General features: G+C 69.5%; 21 protein-coding genes and 1 pseudogene. 6 read left to right on the top strand and 16 right to left on the bottom strand.

Going from position 1 to position 17,742, the window contains the following annotated elements:
• Positions 1 to 10 precede the first annotated feature (10 nt).
• Positions 11 to 676, bottom strand: a complete 666-nt coding sequence (locus tag H4W81_RS01135) for a LuxR C-terminal-related transcriptional regulator (protein ID WP_192773074.1) — start codon at positions 674 to 676, stop codon at positions 11 to 13.
• 99 nt (positions 677 to 775) lie between these two features.
• Here H4W81_RS01135 and H4W81_RS01130 point away from each other — a divergent pair, with 99 nt between their 5' ends.
• The gene (locus tag H4W81_RS01130) at positions 776 to 1,159 is read left to right on the top strand and encodes a hypothetical protein (RefSeq protein ID WP_192773073.1); all 384 of its coding nucleotides are present in this window, start codon (positions 776 to 778) and stop codon (positions 1,157 to 1,159) included.
• Positions 1,160 to 1,220: 61 nt separating this feature from the next.
• Here the strand turns inward: H4W81_RS01130 and H4W81_RS01125 are convergent, their stop codons facing one another.
• The 5 genes from H4W81_RS01125 to H4W81_RS01105 all read right to left on the bottom strand — a co-directional run bounded on the left by H4W81_RS01125 (position 1,221) and on the right by H4W81_RS01105 (position 6,372).
• Positions 1,221 to 1,970 (bottom strand): curculin domain-containing protein, encoded by a 750-nt coding sequence (locus tag H4W81_RS01125; protein WP_192773072.1) that lies wholly within the window; start codon positions 1,968 to 1,970, stop codon positions 1,221 to 1,223.
• Positions 1,971 to 2,247: 277 nt separating this feature from the next.
• On the bottom strand, positions 2,248 to 2,904 hold the full coding sequence (locus tag H4W81_RS01120; RefSeq protein ID WP_318781446.1) for a DNA-binding response regulator: 657 nt from the start codon (positions 2,902 to 2,904) through the stop codon (positions 2,248 to 2,250).
• Positions 2,877 to 4,019, bottom strand: a complete 1,143-nt coding sequence (locus H4W81_RS01115; RefSeq protein WP_192773071.1) for a hypothetical protein — start codon at positions 4,017 to 4,019, stop codon at positions 2,877 to 2,879. The genes H4W81_RS01120 and H4W81_RS01115 overlap by 28 nt, the downstream gene beginning before the upstream one ends.
• Positions 4,003 to 5,229: a sensor histidine kinase gene (locus tag H4W81_RS01110; protein ID WP_192773070.1), complete on the bottom strand. Its 1,227-nt coding sequence runs from the start codon at positions 5,227 to 5,229 to the stop codon at positions 4,003 to 4,005. Before H4W81_RS01110 ends, H4W81_RS01115 begins: the two co-directional genes overlap by 17 nt.
• Positions 5,230 to 5,511: 282 nt before the next feature.
• Complete coding sequence (locus tag H4W81_RS01105) at positions 5,512 to 6,372, bottom strand: LLM class flavin-dependent oxidoreductase (RefSeq protein WP_192773069.1); 861 nt, start codon at positions 6,370 to 6,372, stop codon at positions 5,512 to 5,514.
• Between the two features lie 689 nt (positions 6,373 to 7,061).
• Here H4W81_RS01105 and H4W81_RS01100 point away from each other — a divergent pair.
• Positions 7,062 to 8,264 (top strand): NsdA family TPR-like regulatory protein, encoded by a 1,203-nt coding sequence (locus tag H4W81_RS01100; RefSeq protein ID WP_192773068.1) that lies wholly within the window; start codon positions 7,062 to 7,064, stop codon positions 8,262 to 8,264.
• A gap of 74 nt (positions 8,265 to 8,338) precedes the next feature.
• Here the strand turns inward: H4W81_RS01100 and H4W81_RS01095 are convergent, their stop codons facing one another.
• Positions 8,339 to 8,599, bottom strand: a complete 261-nt coding sequence (locus H4W81_RS01095) for a hypothetical protein (protein WP_192773067.1) — start codon at positions 8,597 to 8,599, stop codon at positions 8,339 to 8,341.
• Positions 8,600 to 9,192: 593 nt separating this feature from the next.
• A complete protein-coding gene (locus H4W81_RS01090) occupies positions 9,193 to 9,561 on the bottom strand; it encodes a hypothetical protein (protein WP_192773066.1) in 369 nt (122 codons plus the stop codon).
• 79 nt (positions 9,562 to 9,640) lie between these two features.
• On the opposite strand from H4W81_RS01090, the gene H4W81_RS01085 reads away from it, so the two are divergent.
• Positions 9,641 to 10,534 carry an IS982 family transposase gene (locus tag H4W81_RS01085; RefSeq protein WP_192773065.1) on the top strand — a complete coding sequence of 298 codons (894 nt, stop codon included), beginning with the start codon at positions 9,641 to 9,643 and terminating at the stop codon, positions 10,532 to 10,534.
• A 21-nt stretch (positions 10,535 to 10,555) separates the two neighbouring features.
• Here H4W81_RS01085 and H4W81_RS01080 read toward each other — a convergent pair whose 3' ends face one another.
• The 8 genes and pseudogenes from H4W81_RS01080 to H4W81_RS49110 all read right to left on the bottom strand — a co-directional run bounded on the left by H4W81_RS01080 (position 10,556) and on the right by H4W81_RS49110 (position 16,203).
• A complete protein-coding gene (locus H4W81_RS01080; protein ID WP_192773064.1) occupies positions 10,556 to 10,711 on the bottom strand; it encodes a hypothetical protein in 156 nt (51 codons plus the stop codon).
• Positions 10,712 to 11,352: 641 nt separating this feature from the next.
• Entirely contained in the window at positions 11,353 to 11,670 is a 318-nt protein-coding gene (locus H4W81_RS01075; protein WP_192773063.1) for a hypothetical protein, read from the bottom strand.
• Positions 11,671 to 11,672: 2 nt separating this feature from the next.
• Positions 11,673 to 11,846, bottom strand: a pseudogene (locus tag H4W81_RS01070) (argininosuccinate synthase); the annotation flags it as partial.
• Positions 11,807 to 12,040, bottom strand: coding sequence for a hypothetical protein (locus H4W81_RS01065; protein WP_192773062.1), 234 nt, complete (start codon positions 12,038 to 12,040; stop codon positions 11,807 to 11,809). The pseudogene H4W81_RS01070 and the gene H4W81_RS01065, both read right to left, overlap by 40 nt.
• Positions 12,041 to 12,093: 53 nt before the next feature.
• Entirely contained in the window at positions 12,094 to 13,017 is a 924-nt protein-coding gene (locus tag H4W81_RS01060; RefSeq protein ID WP_192773061.1) for an alpha/beta hydrolase, read from the bottom strand.
• A 96-nt stretch (positions 13,018 to 13,113) separates the two neighbouring features.
• Positions 13,114 to 14,259 carry a sensor histidine kinase gene (locus tag H4W81_RS01055; protein WP_192773060.1) on the bottom strand — a complete coding sequence of 382 codons (1,146 nt, stop codon included), beginning with the start codon at positions 14,257 to 14,259 and terminating at the stop codon, positions 13,114 to 13,116.
• Entirely contained in the window at positions 14,252 to 14,914 is a 663-nt protein-coding gene (locus H4W81_RS01050; RefSeq protein ID WP_192780531.1) for a response regulator, read from the bottom strand. The genes H4W81_RS01055 and H4W81_RS01050 overlap by 8 nt, the downstream gene beginning before the upstream one ends.
• Entirely contained in the window at positions 14,908 to 16,203 is a 1,296-nt protein-coding gene (locus tag H4W81_RS49110) for a sensor histidine kinase (protein WP_192773059.1), read from the bottom strand. The genes H4W81_RS01050 and H4W81_RS49110 overlap by 7 nt, the downstream gene beginning before the upstream one ends.
• Before the next feature lie 86 nt (positions 16,204 to 16,289).
• Between H4W81_RS49110 and H4W81_RS01040 the strand changes: the two genes are divergently transcribed.
• The 3 genes from H4W81_RS01040 (at position 16,290) to H4W81_RS46530 (ending at position 17,491) form a co-directional block, all read left to right on the top strand.
• The gene (locus H4W81_RS01040; protein ID WP_192773058.1) at positions 16,290 to 16,583 is read left to right on the top strand and encodes a hypothetical protein; all 294 of its coding nucleotides are present in this window, start codon (positions 16,290 to 16,292) and stop codon (positions 16,581 to 16,583) included.
• 2 nt (positions 16,584 to 16,585) lie between these two features.
• Entirely contained in the window at positions 16,586 to 16,864 is a 279-nt protein-coding gene (locus tag H4W81_RS46535) for a hypothetical protein (protein ID WP_225958383.1), read from the top strand.
• A 147-nt stretch (positions 16,865 to 17,011) separates the two neighbouring features.
• Positions 17,012 to 17,491 (top strand): DDE-type integrase/transposase/recombinase, encoded by a 480-nt coding sequence (locus H4W81_RS46530; protein ID WP_225959135.1) that lies wholly within the window; start codon positions 17,012 to 17,014, stop codon positions 17,489 to 17,491.
• The last annotated feature ends 251 nt before the right edge of the window (positions 17,492 to 17,742 follow it).

Here is a 17,742-nt window from a genome sequence, read left to right as displayed (position 1 = left end):
CGCCGGGACCTCAGGCCTGCATACGGCGGGGCTTGACCAGCCCCCGGTCGTAGGCCATCGCCACGACGCGGGCGCGGCTGGACAGCCCCAGCTTGGCCATCGCCCGGTTGAGGTGCGTCTTGACCGTGGCCTCGCTGACCGACAGGAAGCCGGCGATGTCCCGATTGGACAACCCGCGTCCCACCAGTGCGAGCACCTCCGCCTCGCGCCGGGTCAGCGCCCCGAGGTCCGGGGCCGAGGCGATCGGACCGGCCGGCCCCCACGTCTCGATCAGCGCCTTGATCGCGCTGGGGGCCAGCAGCACATCGCCCTCGGCCACCGTGCGGATGGCCGACAGCAGCCGCGCCGGCGGGGTGTCCCTGAGGAGAAACCCCGCCGCTCCGGCACGCAGCGCCGGATAGACGTGGCCGTGCGGATCGCCGCCGCCCAGAACCAGAACCCTGGGCGCGGGCTCCTCGGCCAGGCGGAGGAGCCGTTCGATGATGGCGATGGCGTCGGCGCCGGGCGCCCGGATGCTCAGGAGGACAACGTCGGGCCTGGTGGCCAGCACGAGCGACACGGCCTCCTCACCCGTGCCGGCCTCACCGGCGACGTCCAGCCCGGGGGTCGTGCGGATCAGGGCCGCCATGCCCGCGCGGCCGAGCGCCTGATCGTCGACTACCAACACTCTGATCATCCACGTCTCACTGGTCGCAGGGGACAAAGAGGTTCCGGCAGAGCCCGATATCCACCGGATCTGCGACAACTACACCACTCACAAGACGCCCGCGGCCTGGTGGAACGCTGGTTCGCCAACTACCGCCACACGCGTCGCACCGGCGCGCTTGGCCCGCACATGGTGATCGCGGTGCTCGGCGCCGGCGCGGAGCCGGTCGCGCAAGCGCGGCATTCGGTCGATCTCAGACGCTCCGGCGGTGAAGACGCGCAGGTTGATATCGGTGTCCAGGCCCTTGAGGAGGTGATGCCCGAAGCATTCGAGCTCACGGATGCGCAAAGCAAATACGTGACGACGGCTTCGAGGGCGGGCACATGCGACGCCTCGTCGGCGGAGGCGGGCCACCAGCAGGGCTTGGCAGGCAGGGCTGGGGCCGTCGCCGAAGATCCGCGCGCCGTGTACAGGAGGGCCGACTGCTTCTGGCCCCGCGGACCTCCGGCATGAGGGGGGTGACGCCGCGGATCGCCCGGCCACCGCAGGCGATCCCGGCGTCACGGCGAGAGCGCTAGTTCACCGACCAGAGGGGCCGGTCGTCCTTGGAGTAGATCACGACCTTGCCCTGGTTCTGCACTGCCAGATACGCGCCGGAGTTGCCCGCGGTCTTAGTGGTCCACACGCCCTTGTTCGACGAGCTGTAGATCACCAGATTGCCTTCCCTCTGCATCGCGGCATAGGCCCCCGGCCTGTCGCCTGTGGGGGTCGTCCACAGGCCCTTGTCGGCCCGGTTGTAGAGGACGAGGTTGCCTTCCTTCTGCATGAGCAGCCTGTACTCGCCGTTCCGTGACTGGACCCACTGTCCGGTCTTGAGTGTGTGGCCGGACGGGAGCGACCCGACGTAGGCGTGCCGCGACCAGAGGAACTCGTTGCTCGCTGAGTAGATGACGAGGTTGCCGTCGTCCTGCACCTCGAGGTAAGCGCCGGGGTTGCCGGCGGTGTTGGTTCCCCACAGCGGCTGGTTCGAGGCGTTGTAGATGACGAGGTTGCCCTCGCGCTGCATGGTCGCGTACGCGGTGGTGCCCGACGTGGGCGTCCCCCAGAGGGCCTTGTTTCCGGGGCCGTACAGCACGAGGTTGCCCTGGACCTGCTGGATCAGCTTGTACTGGCCGTTCTCGGACTTCACCGACTCATTCGGCTTGAGAATCTCGCCGGCGGTCAGCTTGTCGTCCGTCTTGTCGGCGGTGACCGCGTGAGCCGTAGGCGACAGCGGCAACGCCACCGCCGCCGCGAGGATCGCACACACTCCTGCCCCGCGCACGGTCGCCCGTTTGAATGAACGCCTTCGAACTCGCCTCACGACACAAACTCCCGAATCTTCTTGTGATTGCCTGTTCGAGTCCGTCACCGTCCGATGCGCTCGGCACTCGGCGACCTCAGCGGCATCGACCGGGCGCATACGCGCCGGTGCACCGCCCCGCCGACGCCTCGAAAGGCGCGTGCCAAGGCCGCCTCGGTGACGCGGCGACCACCCTAGGGAACCGGACCTGTCCTGAGTGACGGTCGTTCGACCCGCAATGCACACCGTGATCATGTGATCACAGATCGTCCACGTCGATCAGTCCGTCCTGGATCGCTCGCGCGACCAGGTTCGCCTTGGTCCGGGCCTCCCGCCCCACGTTCGCGTACTTGATCCGGACCCGGTCGAGATAAGAGTTGACCGTCCGCGGCGTGATGCCGAGTTTCCGCGCGACGAGCTCCTTCGACTCGCACTGGAACCACTCGATCAGCACCTCCTCCTCCCGCAGAGAGAGATTCGGCCGATCGGGCGCAGTGTCCGCGCCGAACGCCCCGGCCAGCGCCGGCGGCGTGTAGGGCAGGTCGTGCGCGGCCGCGACCGTGGCCGCGGTCAGGTGCTCCTCTCCCTCGGCTTTGGTGAGGAAGGTGAAGGCCCCGAGGTCCATGCAGGTCAGCGCGGTCTTCTCGTCGTCGCGCATGGTGTAGACGATGACCTGCCGGCCCGCGTCGACCAGCCGTCGCAGGTCGTCGTAGGCGGGCGGGCGGCCACCCAGTTGCAGGTCGAGCACGACGACCGCGGCCGCGTCACCTGGCGGCGCCCACGCGGTCTGCACGGTGGCGCCGGAGGCCACGACCTTGATCGGCGGATCCGCCGTCGAGTACCAGTACTCCATCCCGGCCAGGACCGCCGGATGGTCGTCGATCAGCGTCACCGTGATGGCGTCCCTTGTGGCCACACCGCCTCCACCCACAGTCGATTCTCCGCAACCACACCCTGCACCTCCACGTGCCGCGATCCGAACTCCAGGCGCAGCGGTCCCGGCCCGTCGCCGAGGGCGCTGACCCGGACCCGGTGGGGCGTGCGGACCACCGTGACCCGGGTGCTGGACGCCGCCGCGGCGAGCACGGCCGACACTGGGTCGATCAGCTCGCGCCGCACGTCCTTGGAGAGTTCCCGCGGCTCGCCCCGCGCCGCGAACTGGACGGTGATCCCGCTTCGCTCGGCGACCTCGATGACCGCCCGCAACTCGTGCACCAATCGGTCGGACACGTCGTCTTTCTCCGCGAACAGGCGCCGTATCCTGGCCGCCTCGTGCGCGCAGCGGCGCCGGACGTCAGGATCCGACGGGTCGAGCGAGCCGTAGCCGAGCCCGGCCAGCAGCGGGACGGCGGTGCCCAGCAGCGCGACGTAGCGCTGCTGATGATCGCGGTGGACGTGCTCGGCCACCGCCTCCGCCGTTCTGAACTGCTCCTCTTCCTCCGCCGCCGCCCTCGCCCGCGCGGCGACGCGCCACACCTCCCGGATCACCAGGCTCAGCGCGAGCTGGAACCCGTAGACGGACACCACGGACACCGCCATCGCGGCCCATGCCCGCGGGTCGGGCGACCCGGACACGATGGCCTTGGCGAGGGCGACGACAAGGTTCGCGCCGAGGAAGAGGGCCAGTCGCGCGGGCGGCCGGTCGAACAGCAACAGAACGCCGTACCAGCCGACCATACCGAAGTACCAGTGGGCCCGATCCAGATAGTTGCCCGGCGGCGCGGCGACCGCCGCCGCGCCCGCCGCGAGCAGCACCAGCCCCGCGCCGGCGCGCCGTACGGGCGGCGGGATCCCGCCGTATCGAGCCAGGCACACGGCCGCGCCGGCCGCGACGCCGGCCATCAGGACAAATCCGGCGATCTCTAGCCACAGCGGCTCGTAGCGCCGGCTGTGCTCGATGAGCGTGGGTAGGCACAGGCCGAACTGAACGGCCACCGTGACGGCCAGAACCGACGCGCGGGCGCCGCGCAGGAGCAATTCCTCGACGCGGACGGCCGACCTGCCGCGGCGGCGCTCAGCAGTCTGCGTCATCCGGCCACGTCCATCTCAGCGTGGTGCCGGCGCCCGGCCGCGAGGCGACCAGCACCCGGCCGCCCGCCCTGGTCATCCGCTCCACGATCGAACCGGAGAGGCCGCGACGGTGCGGGGCGACATGCCGCGGGTCGAAACCGCGGCCCCGGTCCCGCAGCTCGACCACGATCCTTCCGCTCTCGTCGAGCCCCGCCCGCAGGGACGCCTCCGGAACCCCCGCGTGCCGCTCCACATTCGTCAGCGCCTCCCGTACGCCGTGGAAGATCGCGAGTGCCGGCGACGCGGGCAGCGGAGGCAGAGCGTCGATCTCCACCTCGACACGGACGGCGGGGTGGTGGGTCGCGGTGCTCAGCAGCGGCCCCAACTCGATGCGGCCGTCGCCCGATCCCGGCACCTTGGCGAGCTCCTCCAGATCGTGGCGGGCGCGCTCGGGCACCCACCGGGTTCCGTCGCGAGCTCCCACCGCGACCATCAGTAGCGTGGTGCTCGCCGTGTCGTGCAGGGTCGCGAGGTATTCCCGCTCGCTCGAGCGCCTGGCCGCGGCGACGGCGGCGTGCCGGCGCCGGGCCGCCACCCGCTCGGTGAGCCGGTCCGCCGAGCGCGCCTGGGCGCGGACGAGCACATAAGACAGCCGGGACAGCATAAGTTCCAGCAGCACGCGCGCCCCGGCCAGCGCGACCGGCGACCACTGGCCCGAGTGAGCGAAGGCCCCCGCGACGAAGGCACCGGCCCCGAGCAGGCCCAGGCCGCACCCCACCAGCGGCCGGGTGGGCCACTCGTACGGACACGTCACGGCTGTGATCGAGACCAGCGCCACCACCCAGCCGCCCGGGTCCCCGGCGCCGGTCACCGCCTGGCCGAGCCCCACCGCCACGAGGACGGTCGCGTCGACCGCTACCGGGACCCACGAGCGCGGGAGCGTCCGATTCCGCGTCCAGACCAGGCGGAGCGCGCACCACACGATCGCGACGGCCCCCATCGAGAGCGTCGCCAATCTGTGCTCGTCCGGTGTCGCGAGGATCCCGAAAACCACGCAGGGCACGATCACCGCCGAACGCAGCCACACCGCGTAACGCACGGCCGCCCGGTTGAGCTCTCGCTCGGCCACCCCCGGCCCCGACCCCGTCCGGTTCGGAGTGCTGGCGACGCTTCCGGGCTCAGCCTCGCCCAGGGACCTCGCCACCAGATCCGGGTCCGGGCGATCCCCCACCGGTACGCGCTCCTCCTGCTCGCTTCCGCCCATCGGGTGACGATTATCTACGCCAGACCGCTGGATTGACCAAATGTGTTCTCAAAGGGTGTTTCGTCCTGCCTGATCCTAGGTTCAGGTGTCGCGCCAGGTGGGAGTGGTTTCTCCGGCGAGGCGGCGGGTCATGAGGTCGATCATGGCTTCGGAGCGGCTGGGTAGTGCTTCACATTATTCCGAGGTCCCGATCTGGCGCCTTGGCCAGAATCCGTTTCCGCACTGCTTGCAGGGGACCTGTGCTGTGGGTCACCGCCCTACGGGGCCCTCGCGCAGGACGCCGCGCACCATGTCCAAGGACACCGCGCCCATCGGAAACTCGGTCATCCACCAGGTCGCACCCTCCCTTGCGTACGGCGCGGGATCGGTGCCGGGCACCAGGGCCGCCACGATGTCGTACGGCGCCGCGGGGTCCTTACCCTCGGCCGCGCGCAGTTCTCTGACGCTGCCCACCATCTCCGCGAACTGGTCGACACCGGCCACCAATACCGGGAAGAACCCGTCGTGACGGGCGGCCCGCCGCAACGGCCTGGAGTTCCCCGGCAGCGCCGCGACCCACACGGGGATCCCCGGTCGCTGCACCGGCCTGGGCAGCAGCCTGATGCCGTCGAGCTTGTAGTGCTCGCCCCTGTGATACACCGGTTCACCCGACCACGCGGCCGCCAGCACGCTGAGCGACTCGTCGAGCATCCGGCCTCGCACCCGGTCGTCCAGTTCCTCTCCCATCATCGACAGTTCGCGGCCATAGCGGTCGCTGCCGAGGCCGACGCCGAGCGTCAGGCGGCCATTGCAGAGCTGGTCGAGGGTCACCGTCTCCTTGGCCACCTTGGCGGGCCTGCGACGAGGGAGCGGTGTGACCATCGGCCCGATCCGCACGTTCTCGGTGGCGGTGGCGACCGCCGCGAGCGTGATCCACGGATCCGCGATTTCCTCGACGGGCTCACTCCAGCGCAGGTGGTCCCACACGAACACTCCATGCCACCCGACTTCCTCGGCCTCCGCCGCCAGCCGGGCGACGACGAGTGGATCGGCGAGTTCATCGAAAAGCGGCAACCACAGCCCCGAGCGGATGGTGTCCTGCGCGAGCTCGGATGAAGGCGTGCTGGTCATCTGTCGTACTCCTCGGCTCGACATCGTGCCTGCTCACAACCTACGAGCCCAGGTTGCTCTCCCCGGGGAGATCCGGGCACGGTGTGTTGCGCCTGCGTTCATCGGGCGACGGCTCGCCCATATCGTCGGCGACTGCTCTCCTTCCAGTTCCGTGGCTCCATCGCCCTCTGACCACAACCGGCGGCTACACCACTCCGCCGTCGGCCCAAGGGCTCGCTGGTGAGCGACGGTAGGACCCTCACTCGTCGACGAGGTCCGCACCGAACTCGCCTCCTGGAACGGCGACAAACTCGCCACGCACCTGATCGGCGGGCGCAGACAGGGATGCGCAGGGTCAGGGTGACGGCGATCGGCGAGTGGCAGGTGACACCTGACTGGGCGACACGCCGACCAGTCCGGCAGTTCCCACGTAGAGCGGGGCGGCCTGCTGCTTTCCTGAGACGCATGGGGAAGCTAACCGTGAGAGCCAACGCGCCGGTCCTGGGCCTCCGTGGACGCAACCCGGCGAGACTCGCATGCCTGATGGTGCGGCAGGCTGACCTTCTCCGGAAGGCGCCGCGGGGCGTATGACACTGTTCGGCGCATCTTCAGGTTCGGGGTTATCGAGGCGGCTCCAGAAAGCGGATAATGGGAACAAATGCCTACGAGGGGGTTGTCGCTGACCCGCTCGGACGGTGGGAGAAATACCAATGGTTGCCATCGATGTTCCGATATGGTCTGCCCGTCTGCAAGTTTTGCGCCGCGCGCGGCTGTGGAGCCGCAGGGAGCTCGGGAAACGGCTGGCCGATGCGGCGGACGAGGCGACGCGTGATCGGCTGCCCACCCTTGAGACGCTCACCTGGCTGATCCGGCTCTGGGAGGCTGGAGAGCGGCGGCCCGACGAGCGGTATTCGGAGCTGCTCTGCCGGGCGTTCGGCGTGGACGAGGCGGAGTTGTTCGTCGGAGACGCGGCTGGCACCACCCTGTGGCACTATCTGACAGGCATTCCACTGCTGTCGGGGATGTTCACCGCCGAAGAGGAGGAACGTACCGGCCGAGCGATCGAGGCCCCCCAGCGGGCCGACGACGGAACGATCAGCTACTTCAAAGCGGTCCTTGACGCCTACACCCGAACCGATCTCCGACCTGCCGACGTGATCAACGTCCTGCGGCCTGTCTTCGAGGGGATCGAGGAATTCCACCGTGATGCCAGTTCGCCTGTACGGCGTGCGTTTCTGCTGCTCGCTGCGGAGAACGCGGAGCTGATCAGTCGCATGCACCACGAGGCCGGCGACCCGGGCGGGGCATTGGTGTGGTCGGATGAGGCCATACGCGACGCTCGTGAAGCAGCGGACACGTTGCTCGAGGCCTACACACTCGCCCAGCGGGGCGGTCTTTCCGACACCGCCGATGATCCCGGACAGATCGTCGACCTCGCCGTCGCCGCCCGTGAACGCGTCAACCTCCCCCCGCGGATGGACGCACTGTCCCGGCATCATGAAGCGCAAGGTCACGCCCTCGCCGGGGACCGGGACATGTGCCGCCGGCGCCTGGAGGAGTCCGCTCAGTCACTCGCGGAACCGGGCGACGACACGCGCTACCGGTTCGACTGTTCCATCGAAGCCCACAACACGCTGTGCGTCGGGTGTCTCGTCGACCTCGGCTACGCCCGGAGCGCGATCGAGATCCTGGAACAGGAACCGCCGAAGGCGCTGTCGACTTACGCTACCGCCTATGCCATGGCTCGCATGGCCCATGCGTACGCCGATGCCCACGAGCGCGAGCGGGCGGTCGAAACGGCCCGTCAGGCTCTTGTCCTGGCCAGGCAGACCGGTGCCTTGCGAGCCCTGCACGAACTCGCCAGAGTCCAGCTCCATCCCAGGCAGGCAAGGCGCAAACGCATCCTGCTGTAGTCGCTCAGCGGCGCTTGGACTGACAGGCAACCTGCAGGGCTTGCATGATGATCGGTCCGCTAAGGGTTTTCCCGCTACAGGTACTGCCCCGCCTCGGCGCTGTCCGTCTTCGACACTCGTACCAACACCACGTTGGCCAGGTTGATGACCACGCCATTCATCTCGGTCTCACGGTCGTACCGGGCCCGGGTCAACACCAGGCTGCGCCGCTCGTCAAGAGCGCGAGCGATCACTTCCAACGCCCCTTGTTCTCCGTCGAAATCTCCACTGATCATGGAGATGTCTTCACCGCCCAGCGAGTGAAATCGAATGATCAGTACGGTTTTGTCAAGCACGGTCGGCTCCTTTCGTCAGAGCCGGTTGCTGTCAGGCCAGCGTCACGAAGTTAACGGAGTTGGCGTAGCTCCATGCCCGCCACCCCGTTTCGCCCGGCGGTGCTGATGCACCGTCTCCCTTCACCTTAGGTCGCCCTCGCGGTGGCCGGCGGATGTGCGGCGGGTGAATCGACCCAGACGGCTGGGGGCTTGGCCGCGTTTCCCGCTCTCGAACGGCCCGAACGGGTAGAAGGTGGCGGAGTTGGTCAGCGTCCCGTTCACCCCGATCGGCGCCCGGTCATGCGCCGATCGCGGAGATGACGCCAGGCTCCAGGCCGCGCCTCGCCCCGTCGCGGAAGGCCACCGTGAACGCCCAACGGCTCCCGCGCCAACCGTGTCTACCTGCGCCCACGCGGTCGAGTTCAGATCGTCGACCCTATCGGCACCGCCCGACACCTCATCAAGCTCGTCGATAGACCTTGATCCACTTCTGAACAGGCCCCTAAGCGCAGGGAGCCTGGCCTCGGGTCCAGCCGAGATACGGAGAATTCCGGCCATGGAACTGACGCCTGCTGACGGTCTGGGGCGCACCACGGCGGCAAGCGCAGCGACGACTACGAACTCGACCGGCTTGCACGATCGACGATGCTGTACCCAAGCCCGACATCGGGTTCTGCGCCGCAGGCGATGTCGATTTCCTCCTCGTGGCCGTCTCCACCGTTGACGCGCACAAGAACGTGGGCTCGTCGAAGGCCGTCGGTGGTGATGCGGGCCAGGAATACTCGATTGGCCCGACCGACCTGATAGCCCTGCCACGCATCTGGGTAGGCGGCGATGTCGGCGAGCATCCATGCGTAGTGAAGTGCGGGTGGGTCACTGTCCTGCGGTACCCAGAACGTGTCATTGTGATGATCGAACTCAGGGCGCAGTGCGTGAGGCAGAAAGGCCGATCGCAGTTGCTCACGGCTGACGTCCAGGTTCACAGTGGCGCTGCGCACCTAGACGAGTAAGTCCTAAGTCGTTTCGGCTGCGGGAACGACGAAGGGTGTTGATGATCCGTTTGTGACGACAGACCTCAACACCCTTCTCACCGCACTGTACGTGAAGATCGACGACTGGCTCGGCAAAGCGCCCCGCCTCGGCCGCCCACCCAAGCTGACCGACGCCGAACTGCTGACCTTAGCGGTCGCCCAAGTCCTGCTCGGGATCGGCTCCGAGGCCCGCTGGCTGCGGTTCGTCCCCCGGCACCTGCCCGGCGCCTTCCCCTACCTGCCCGGCCAATCCGGCTACAACAAACGGCTCCGCGCGGCCCTGCCCCTGCTCCAGCGCGCCATCCGGGCCCTGGCCCTCGACACCGATCTGTGGGCCGACCCGGTCTGGGTGGTCGACTCCACCCCGGTCGAATGCGGCCGCTCCCGCCCCACCACGCAGCGCTCGGACCTGGCCGGCTGGGCCGGCTACGGCTACTGCCGCTCCCACTCCCGCTGGTTTTGGGGTCTGCGGCTGCACCTGGTCTGCACCCCGGCCGGACTGCCGATCACCTGGGCCCTGGCCACCCCGAAGATCGACGAACGGCAGGTGCTGATGGCCGTCTTGGACCACGACCCGCATCTGCTCGCCACCCGACCCGGGCTGCTGATCATCGCCGACAAGGGCTACGTCTCGGCCGAACTGGACCACTACCTGGCCGAACGGGGCGTGCGGCTGCTGCGGCCGTCCTACCGCAACCGCACACCCCGCCCGGGCGAGCAGCTCCTCAAACCCATCCGCCAGCTCATCGAATCGGTCAACGACACCCTCAAAGGCCAACTCGACCTGGAACTCCACGGCGGACGCAGCCCTGAGGGGGTCGGCGCGCGCATCGCCCAGCGCATCTTGGCGTTGACCGCCGCTATCTGGCACAACCGCGCTACCGGCCAGCCCGTCACCCGGTCACTGATCGCCTATGACCACTAACCCGACTTAGGACTTACTCGTCTAGCCGTCAGGCCAACGTGCGGTGATGACCGCTCCGGGCTCGGTAAAGACGATCTCGCTGAAGATCACGCCGTCGGCGTTGCTTCGCTGTAAGGCCGCCAGATCATCCAGCAGCGCGAGGACGCTGGAGACATGGCCGGGATCGGAGCGGGTCATCGCTCGGTTACTCCTTGCGCAGGATGACTCTCTTACCCTCCCTGTCGCGCCACCGGCTGATGACGCTCCATCGATTGTCCCCAGCGGCACGGGTCGCGGCCGCTCCTGCGGAACGGAGGTGGCTTCACCTTGTACCGCATCAAAACTCATCACACAGAGCTGACCTGATACTTCACGGCGTTGGCCATGTTGCTCGTACACATCAGTGACACGGACGCGTGATGTGCACCGGTGGGTCAGCCGTGCTCGGCCCGTGCTCGTCCGCCCCGGAACGTACTGACAGGTCCCGTCGCGGTCGGACACTGAAATCAACCCAGCGCGGGACGGACCGACACTGACTGACACCACGAATCAGCAAACGATCTTGCTTCTCATCCGACGGTCGCAGGTTCGAATCCTGCAGGGCGCTACCCAGACCAGGTCATCTAGCCGCTGACCTGGTCTTTTGCCCCGCTCGACTGGACGATCGTGCGCCTGCCGCGCCTGCTCGACACCGCCCCGCGCGCGGCGACTACCGCACGCGGATCGACGACGCGGTGCGCGGCGGCTCCACCATCGCCCGCGCCGACCTCGCCGACGCCGTGCTCCGCGTTCTGCCCGACTCAGGCACCCACCGCCACACCGTCGACGTGGCCTACTGATCAGCGTGGGCGGCTGAGGGCGGCCTCGGCCAGATCCGTCCATTTCTCGGCCGAGGAGTGGGGCACGACCACCCAGTCCTTTATCGCCCTGCCCTGCCCCGAGGGGTCAAACAGGGACGCCCCGGCCAGCTGGAGCGCGGCTGTGTGTTCGGGGGTGTCCCTGACCAGCCGGAACACCATCGCGCCGTCGCGCTGCAGGCTCGCGAACACCTTCCCCGCCTGATCTTTGAGCGCGGGACTCCCCATCATCCTGGAGATCCGTACACCCAGGTCGGCCAGCTCGGCGCCGACCTGCTTGAAATCCTCTTCCGCGCTCATCGTCAGTCGGTCCCAAACTCCATGGCGGCGTGGTCGAGCAGCTCGTCGTGGTCGGGGCTCTTCCCGCGTGACGCGATCGCCTCGGCCCCGCCTTCCGGCAGCACGGCGATCAGGCTAGTCGTCCTGGCGGCACCGATCAAGGCCGGATGCGGGGTGCCGACCATGCCGAGTCCCGCCGCCGGTCCTCGACGTAGGCCAGGCAGCGGATCCCCGTCTCATCCGCCCAGAGCCGGGGCCGCCGCATCAGGGCGGCCAGCGGCTCGCGCAGCAGCAGGGCAGCCACCCGGCGAGCAGGTTCAGCCAGCCGACCTGCTCGGGGAGCGCCGAGGACGAAGCGGGCCACGTCGACGACCGCCACCGTGGCGACCATCGCGGCGACGGCGACGCCGGGCCGTACCCGCAGGAGGAGAGGGCTGCACGCGGTCAGCAGCGCGAATCACGAAGAAGAACAGGGCCAGCGCCTGGAAGATCCAGGACAGGGCGCCGAGACCGGGTAGGTGGACATCCTCTCCACGTGCCAGGCCCAGCGGCCGGCGCGCGAGCGGCTCCGCCATGCGATACCTCCGCCGCCCTGCCGAGGGTGATGAGAGCCAGGTTGCGCAGGGAGGCGGTGCCGGGGGTGAAGTAGTCGCTGTGCCCGCCGGGGCCGGTGGCGAAGAGGCGGGCGCCGAAGGCCGGGTCCATCGGGTCGCCGCCGAAGCCGAAGGGGCCGAGCTTCAGATCGGGCACGTACGACACCCAGTCGCGGTCCCCCCGCCCCGCCCACACCCGGGGCGCCTCACCACCGGAGGACCAGGAGCCGCCGGAGGCGTCGGCGGGTCCGGAAGGGTCGGCGGGTCCGGAGGTCAGGGCGGCGGCGGTGGGCCGGGTGGTGCCGGGGCTGCCGAAGAGCGCCACGTCGGCGAGGGGCAGGCCGGGGGTGGCCTTCGCGCAGACCACCGAGCCGTAGCTGTGGCACAGCAGGCTGATCGGGGCACTCGTGCGGGCGCGCAGGCCGGTGACCTCCTGCCGCAGGGCCCGCGCGCCGTCGTCGGCCGCGCCCTCGGTCAGGACATCGGTGCTCCACGTGGCCGGGCTGTCGTAGCCCAGCCACGCCACCACCGCCACGCGGGCGCCGGGGTCCAGGCGGCGGGCCTCGGCGAGCAGGGCCCGCGCGGCGCCGCCTGGACGGTGGGTGCTGTTCTCGAACGTGGCGGCCGTGGTGTCCGAGCCGGGCACGATGATCGCCACCCGCTCGGCCGTGGCGAGATCGCCGTAGACCTTGACGAGCCGTTCGCCCGCCGGGGGCTGCGCCGCTCCCGTCGCCCCCAGGACCACCACGCCCGCCGCGATGAGTTGCCTGATCATCGGATCCTCCTGTCCCTCTGTGGATGAGGGACCTGAAGCTACGAATCAGGCCTGGTCGTCCGCGTCGCCGGATGGAGTGGTCTTCGCGCGTCACTCTCAGGGGGTACGGCGGTCAGGCAGGCTGGCGGTGACCGCGAAGCCGCCCTCGGGTGTGGGACCGGCCTCCAGCGTGCCGCCGAGCAGCGTGACGCGCTCCCGCATGCCCTTCAGCCCGTGACCTCCCTCCCCGCCGGAGGTCGGGGGACGGGCGGGCGGCCGGTTGGCCACGTGGACGAGCAGGGCCGCGTCCGTCCGCCGCACCTTCACCGACACCGCCGAGCCCGGCGCGTGCCGCATCGCGTTGCTCAGCGCCTCCTGCACGATCCGGTACGCGGCGGCTCCCGTCTCGGCCGCGATCCCGTCCGGCGGCCCCGACACCTCGACCGTGAGCCCGGCCGCGCGGGCGGACTCCACCAACTCCGCCAGGCGCTCCAGGCCGGGCGGGGCCGCCTCACGCAGGGCGCCGACGATCTGCCGCATGTCGCTCAGCGCCTCCAGCGACACCGCCCGCACGTCGGCCAGACCGGCCGCCAGCAGCACGGCGTCGCCGTCGGCCTGAATGCGCACGGCCTCGGCCTGGATGGCGATCGCCGACATGTGGTGGGCCACCACGTCGTGCAACTCCCGGGCGATCCTCAACCGCTCCTCCGCCACCGCCTGCGCGGCCAGAGCCTGCTCGGCCTGGGTCTCCAGCCGCGCCAGAGTACGGCGGCGCGCCTGCGCGAACCGCCCAACGGCGACCACCGCGGGCACCAGGAGCGGCAGGACGATGTCAGCGTCGGCATGCGCCGCGGCCCACACCGTCGACGCCGCCCCCACGACGATCGACACCGTCCAGCCGTGGCGGGCGCTCACGGTGTAGAGGCAGAGCAGATAGGCGGCGAGGCCGCCGATCGTGAGCCCGGAATCCTGAATGTGGAGCACCGGGCCCATGGAGTAGACCTGGCCGAGTGTCGTGAGGGCCCAGGCGGGCAGCGGCCAACGCCGTCGGAGGATCACAGGCAGGGTCGTGGCTGCGGCCGCCAGGGACAGGAGCCCGTTGTCCTGGGGGTGCCAGCCGAGGTAGGGCTGGGGAGATCGCAGGTAGTTCTGGGCCTGGGCGTCCATCAGCCCGTCCAGGGCGACGAAGAACAGCGTCACGGCCACGGCCACGTCGATGAGCTGAAGCATCAGCGGCGACACATGCCAGCGGGACTCACTCACCCGGCCGCACCAGTCCGGTCTCGTAGGCGTAGACGATCGCCTGGGCGCGGTCGCGCAGGTCGAGTTTGCCCAGCACCCGGCCCACGTGCGTCTTGACGGTCTGCTCCGAGACGATGAGCCGGGTGGCGATCTCCTGGTTGGACAGGCCCTGCGCGATCAGCGTCAGCACCTCGGTCTCCCGCTCGGTCAGCTCGGCCAGCCGCCGCACCGTCGGCGCGCGGGGGCCGCCCAGCCGGGCGAACTCGGTGATGAGCCGCTTGGTGATCGCCGGGGCGATCAACGCCTCACCCGCCGCGACCACCCGGACGGCTTCGGCGAGCTGCAGGGCGGAGGCGTCCTTGAGCAGGAACCCGCTCGCCCCGGCCCGCAACGCCTCGTAGACGTAGTCGTCCAGATCGAAAGTGGTCAAGATCAAGATTTTTGGTAAAAAATCGCCAGAAGTCAGGATCTGGCGGGTCGCTTGCAGGCCGTCCGTCTCCGGCATCCGCACGTCCATGAGGATCACGTCCGGCTTCAGCAGCGCCGCCCGCTCGACGGCCTCCCGTCCGTTCGCCGCCTCCCCGATCACCTCGATGTCCGGCTGGCTGCTCAGGAACACCGTGAACCCGGTCCGCACCATCCCCTGATCGTCCGCGATGAGCGCCCGGATCACGATCGCACCTCTCCCTCGTCCGGCACGGGCAGGACCGCCCGCACCTCGAACCCGCCGCCCGCCAGCGGTCCCGCCTCCAGCGTGCCGCCCAGCAGGGTGGCGCGTTCGCGCATGCCGAGCAGGCCGTGCCCGGCCCCCGTGGGTCCCGGGGACGCGCCGCCCGGCCCGTTCACGACGCGCAGCCGTACCTCCTGGGCGGTCCGCGTGATCTCCACCGCTACGGCCGAACCCGGCGCGTGCCGCATCGCGTTGCTCAGCGACTCCTGGGTGATCCGGTAGACCGCCAGCTCCACCGCCGAGGGCAGTCCCTCCAGTGGGCCCGAGCGCTTGACCGTGACCGCGATCCCGGCCGCGCGGGTGGTCGCGACCAGGTCCTCCAGCCGGTCCAGGCCGGGTTGCGGCGCGGTGTCGGTGCGACCCTCCTCATCACGCAGGACGCCCAGCACCTGCCGCAGCTCCGCCATCGCCTCCAGTGACAGCCCTCGGATCTGCGCCAGGCCCTTCTCCAGCAGCTCGGGGTCGCCCCGCGCCTCCAGCGGGACGGCCTCGGCCTGGATCGCGACCACCGACATGTGGTGGGCGACCACGTCGTGCAGCTCGCGGGCGATGCGCGTCCGCTCGGCGAGCACGGCCTGCGCCCCCTCGGCGAGCTCGGTGCGCCGCTCCCCCTCCACCAGCTTGGCCGTGGCGCTGCGCCGTACGCGCACGTTGTAGCCGAACAGGACTGCGACGGTCACGACGATCATCTCGATCACCACGCCCGTGTCGGGGTTGCCCACCCACAGGGTGAGGACGGTGAGGAACCACACGACCAGGGAGACCGCGGGTTTCGCGCGGAGGCCCACGGCGTAGAGCACGAGCAGATAGGTGATCGCCGCCGGGGTGGAGTACGGCAGATCGTCGGGGTTGAGCCGCGTCGTGACGTAGATCGCGAACGGGTAGGACAGTGCGGCGGTCCGCCAGGCCGCCAGCGGCCATCGGTCGCGCAGGGCCAGCGGCACGGAGAAGGCCAGAGCGGCCACGTAGACCAGCAGGGGGGGCACCTCCAACCCCACCAGCGGGCGGGTGGCCCAGAGCAGCTCGTTGGCGCTGAGGAACTCCGAGAGCGTCGAGCCGAAGAAGAGACCGGCCAGGACGAGGTCCCCGACCCGGACCACGTCGATCGTCCGGAAGGGCAGCGGCCCCGCCCACCGGGGCATGGGCCAGCGCAGGCGGGGGGAGCGAGGAGTCGGCGGGTCCGCGTCGCCCCGGGCCAGCGTGTCCCAGAGGGCGTTCAAGACGGCCGAGATCACCGGACCAGCCTACGAGCTGTCTGACCTGGATCGCATCACCCCTGAGAGGGTCACTCCCAAGGACTACTTACATAATTACGATCGCTGTGAGCGAACGTTGGCAACATCGCGACCCCGTGGACCCCGACACCGGCAGCCGCCACCGGCGGCTGACCAACGGGCAAGGCACGTGGAGCGCCCGGTGCGTGGAGACGCGCACGCCGGGTGCGGCGGGCGGGCCGGGGAGACCCAGGGAGCTGGCCGAATCCGAGCGGGAGGAACTCGCCAGACTGCGCAGGCAGCGGACCGAATGGGCCAAGGAACGCGCCGAGCTGGAGATGGAGCGGGATGTCCTCAAACGCTCGGTGGTCTTGTGGGTTCGAGAGGCGATGGGCCGGTAGACGTGGCGGCCTTCATCAGCTCCCAGAAGACCGACTACGGCGTGCCCCACGCGTTGACCTGCCGGGCCTTGGGCGTCTCGCAGGTGTGGTACTACAAGTGGCGCGATCGGGCGCCGACGGCCCGTCAGCAGCGCCGCGCGGATCTGGACGCGGTGATCGAGGCGAAGTTCACCGCCTCGGGCGGCACCTACGGCAGCCCACGCATCACCCGTGACCTGCACGAACAGGATGGCGGATCTCGGAGAACACCGTCGCCAGGCGCATGGCCGAGCTTGGCTTAGCCGGCAGAGCGCCGAAGAAACGCCGGTCGCTGACCCGGCAGGGCAAACGGCCCGCCGCCACCGACCTGGTACGGCGCACGTTCACCGCGATCGCACCGGACGTGCTGTGGTGCGGCGATGTGACCGAGATCGTCACGGACGAGCACACTGTACCTGGCCACCGTCGAGGATCTGTTCTCCCGCAGGATGCTCGGCTACGCGATGTCGGAGCATCACGACGCGGCGTTGACCATCGCCTCCCTGCAGATGGCCGCCGTCACCCGCGGCGGGAACGTCGACGGGGTGATCTTCCACACCGACCGCGGCAGCGAATACACCGCCGCCCGCTTCCAGGCCGCGTGCCGGCACTGGGGCGTCATCCAGTCGATGGGCCGGGTCGGCTGCGCGCTCGACAACGCCGCCGCTGAGGCATTCAACTCCACCCTTAAGATCGAATACGTCCGCCGGCACCGCTTCCACACCCGGGCCGAAGCCCGTCTGAAGATCGCGACGTGGATCGCCGACTTCTACAACGCCCGCCGCCGACACAGCGCCGCTGACGGGCTCCCCCCGATCGTCTACGAACAGCAGATCATGACCGCTCGTATAGCGGCCAGGGAGAGGCTTCAGGAGACCGTCGCCGCATAACCAAGTCTCCACGATTTCAGGGGATTGACACGCCCGGCATCCCCGGGGTGGCTGCTGGCGAAGGCGGGGGCGATGAGCGGGGCGCTGCGTGCACTGGTGCGGATGTGGTCCCGCCGCTCCCGGCGCCCTCAACTGCCCGTCCGTCCCAGCGGTGTGACTGTCTCACCGGTCGAGAACGCTTCGGCCCTGGCCCAGGAGCTAGGATTTCGGGTGTCCTGAAATTGCCGGATATTCCGACAGCGTCCCAGGTA

The organism is Nonomuraea africana, assembly GCF_014873535.1.
Lineage (GTDB): Bacteria > Actinomycetota > Actinomycetes > Streptosporangiales > Streptosporangiaceae > Nonomuraea > Nonomuraea africana.
The sequence above is the reverse complement of the archived record's forward strand: the minus strand, read 5'-3'. Positions and strand labels throughout refer to the sequence as shown.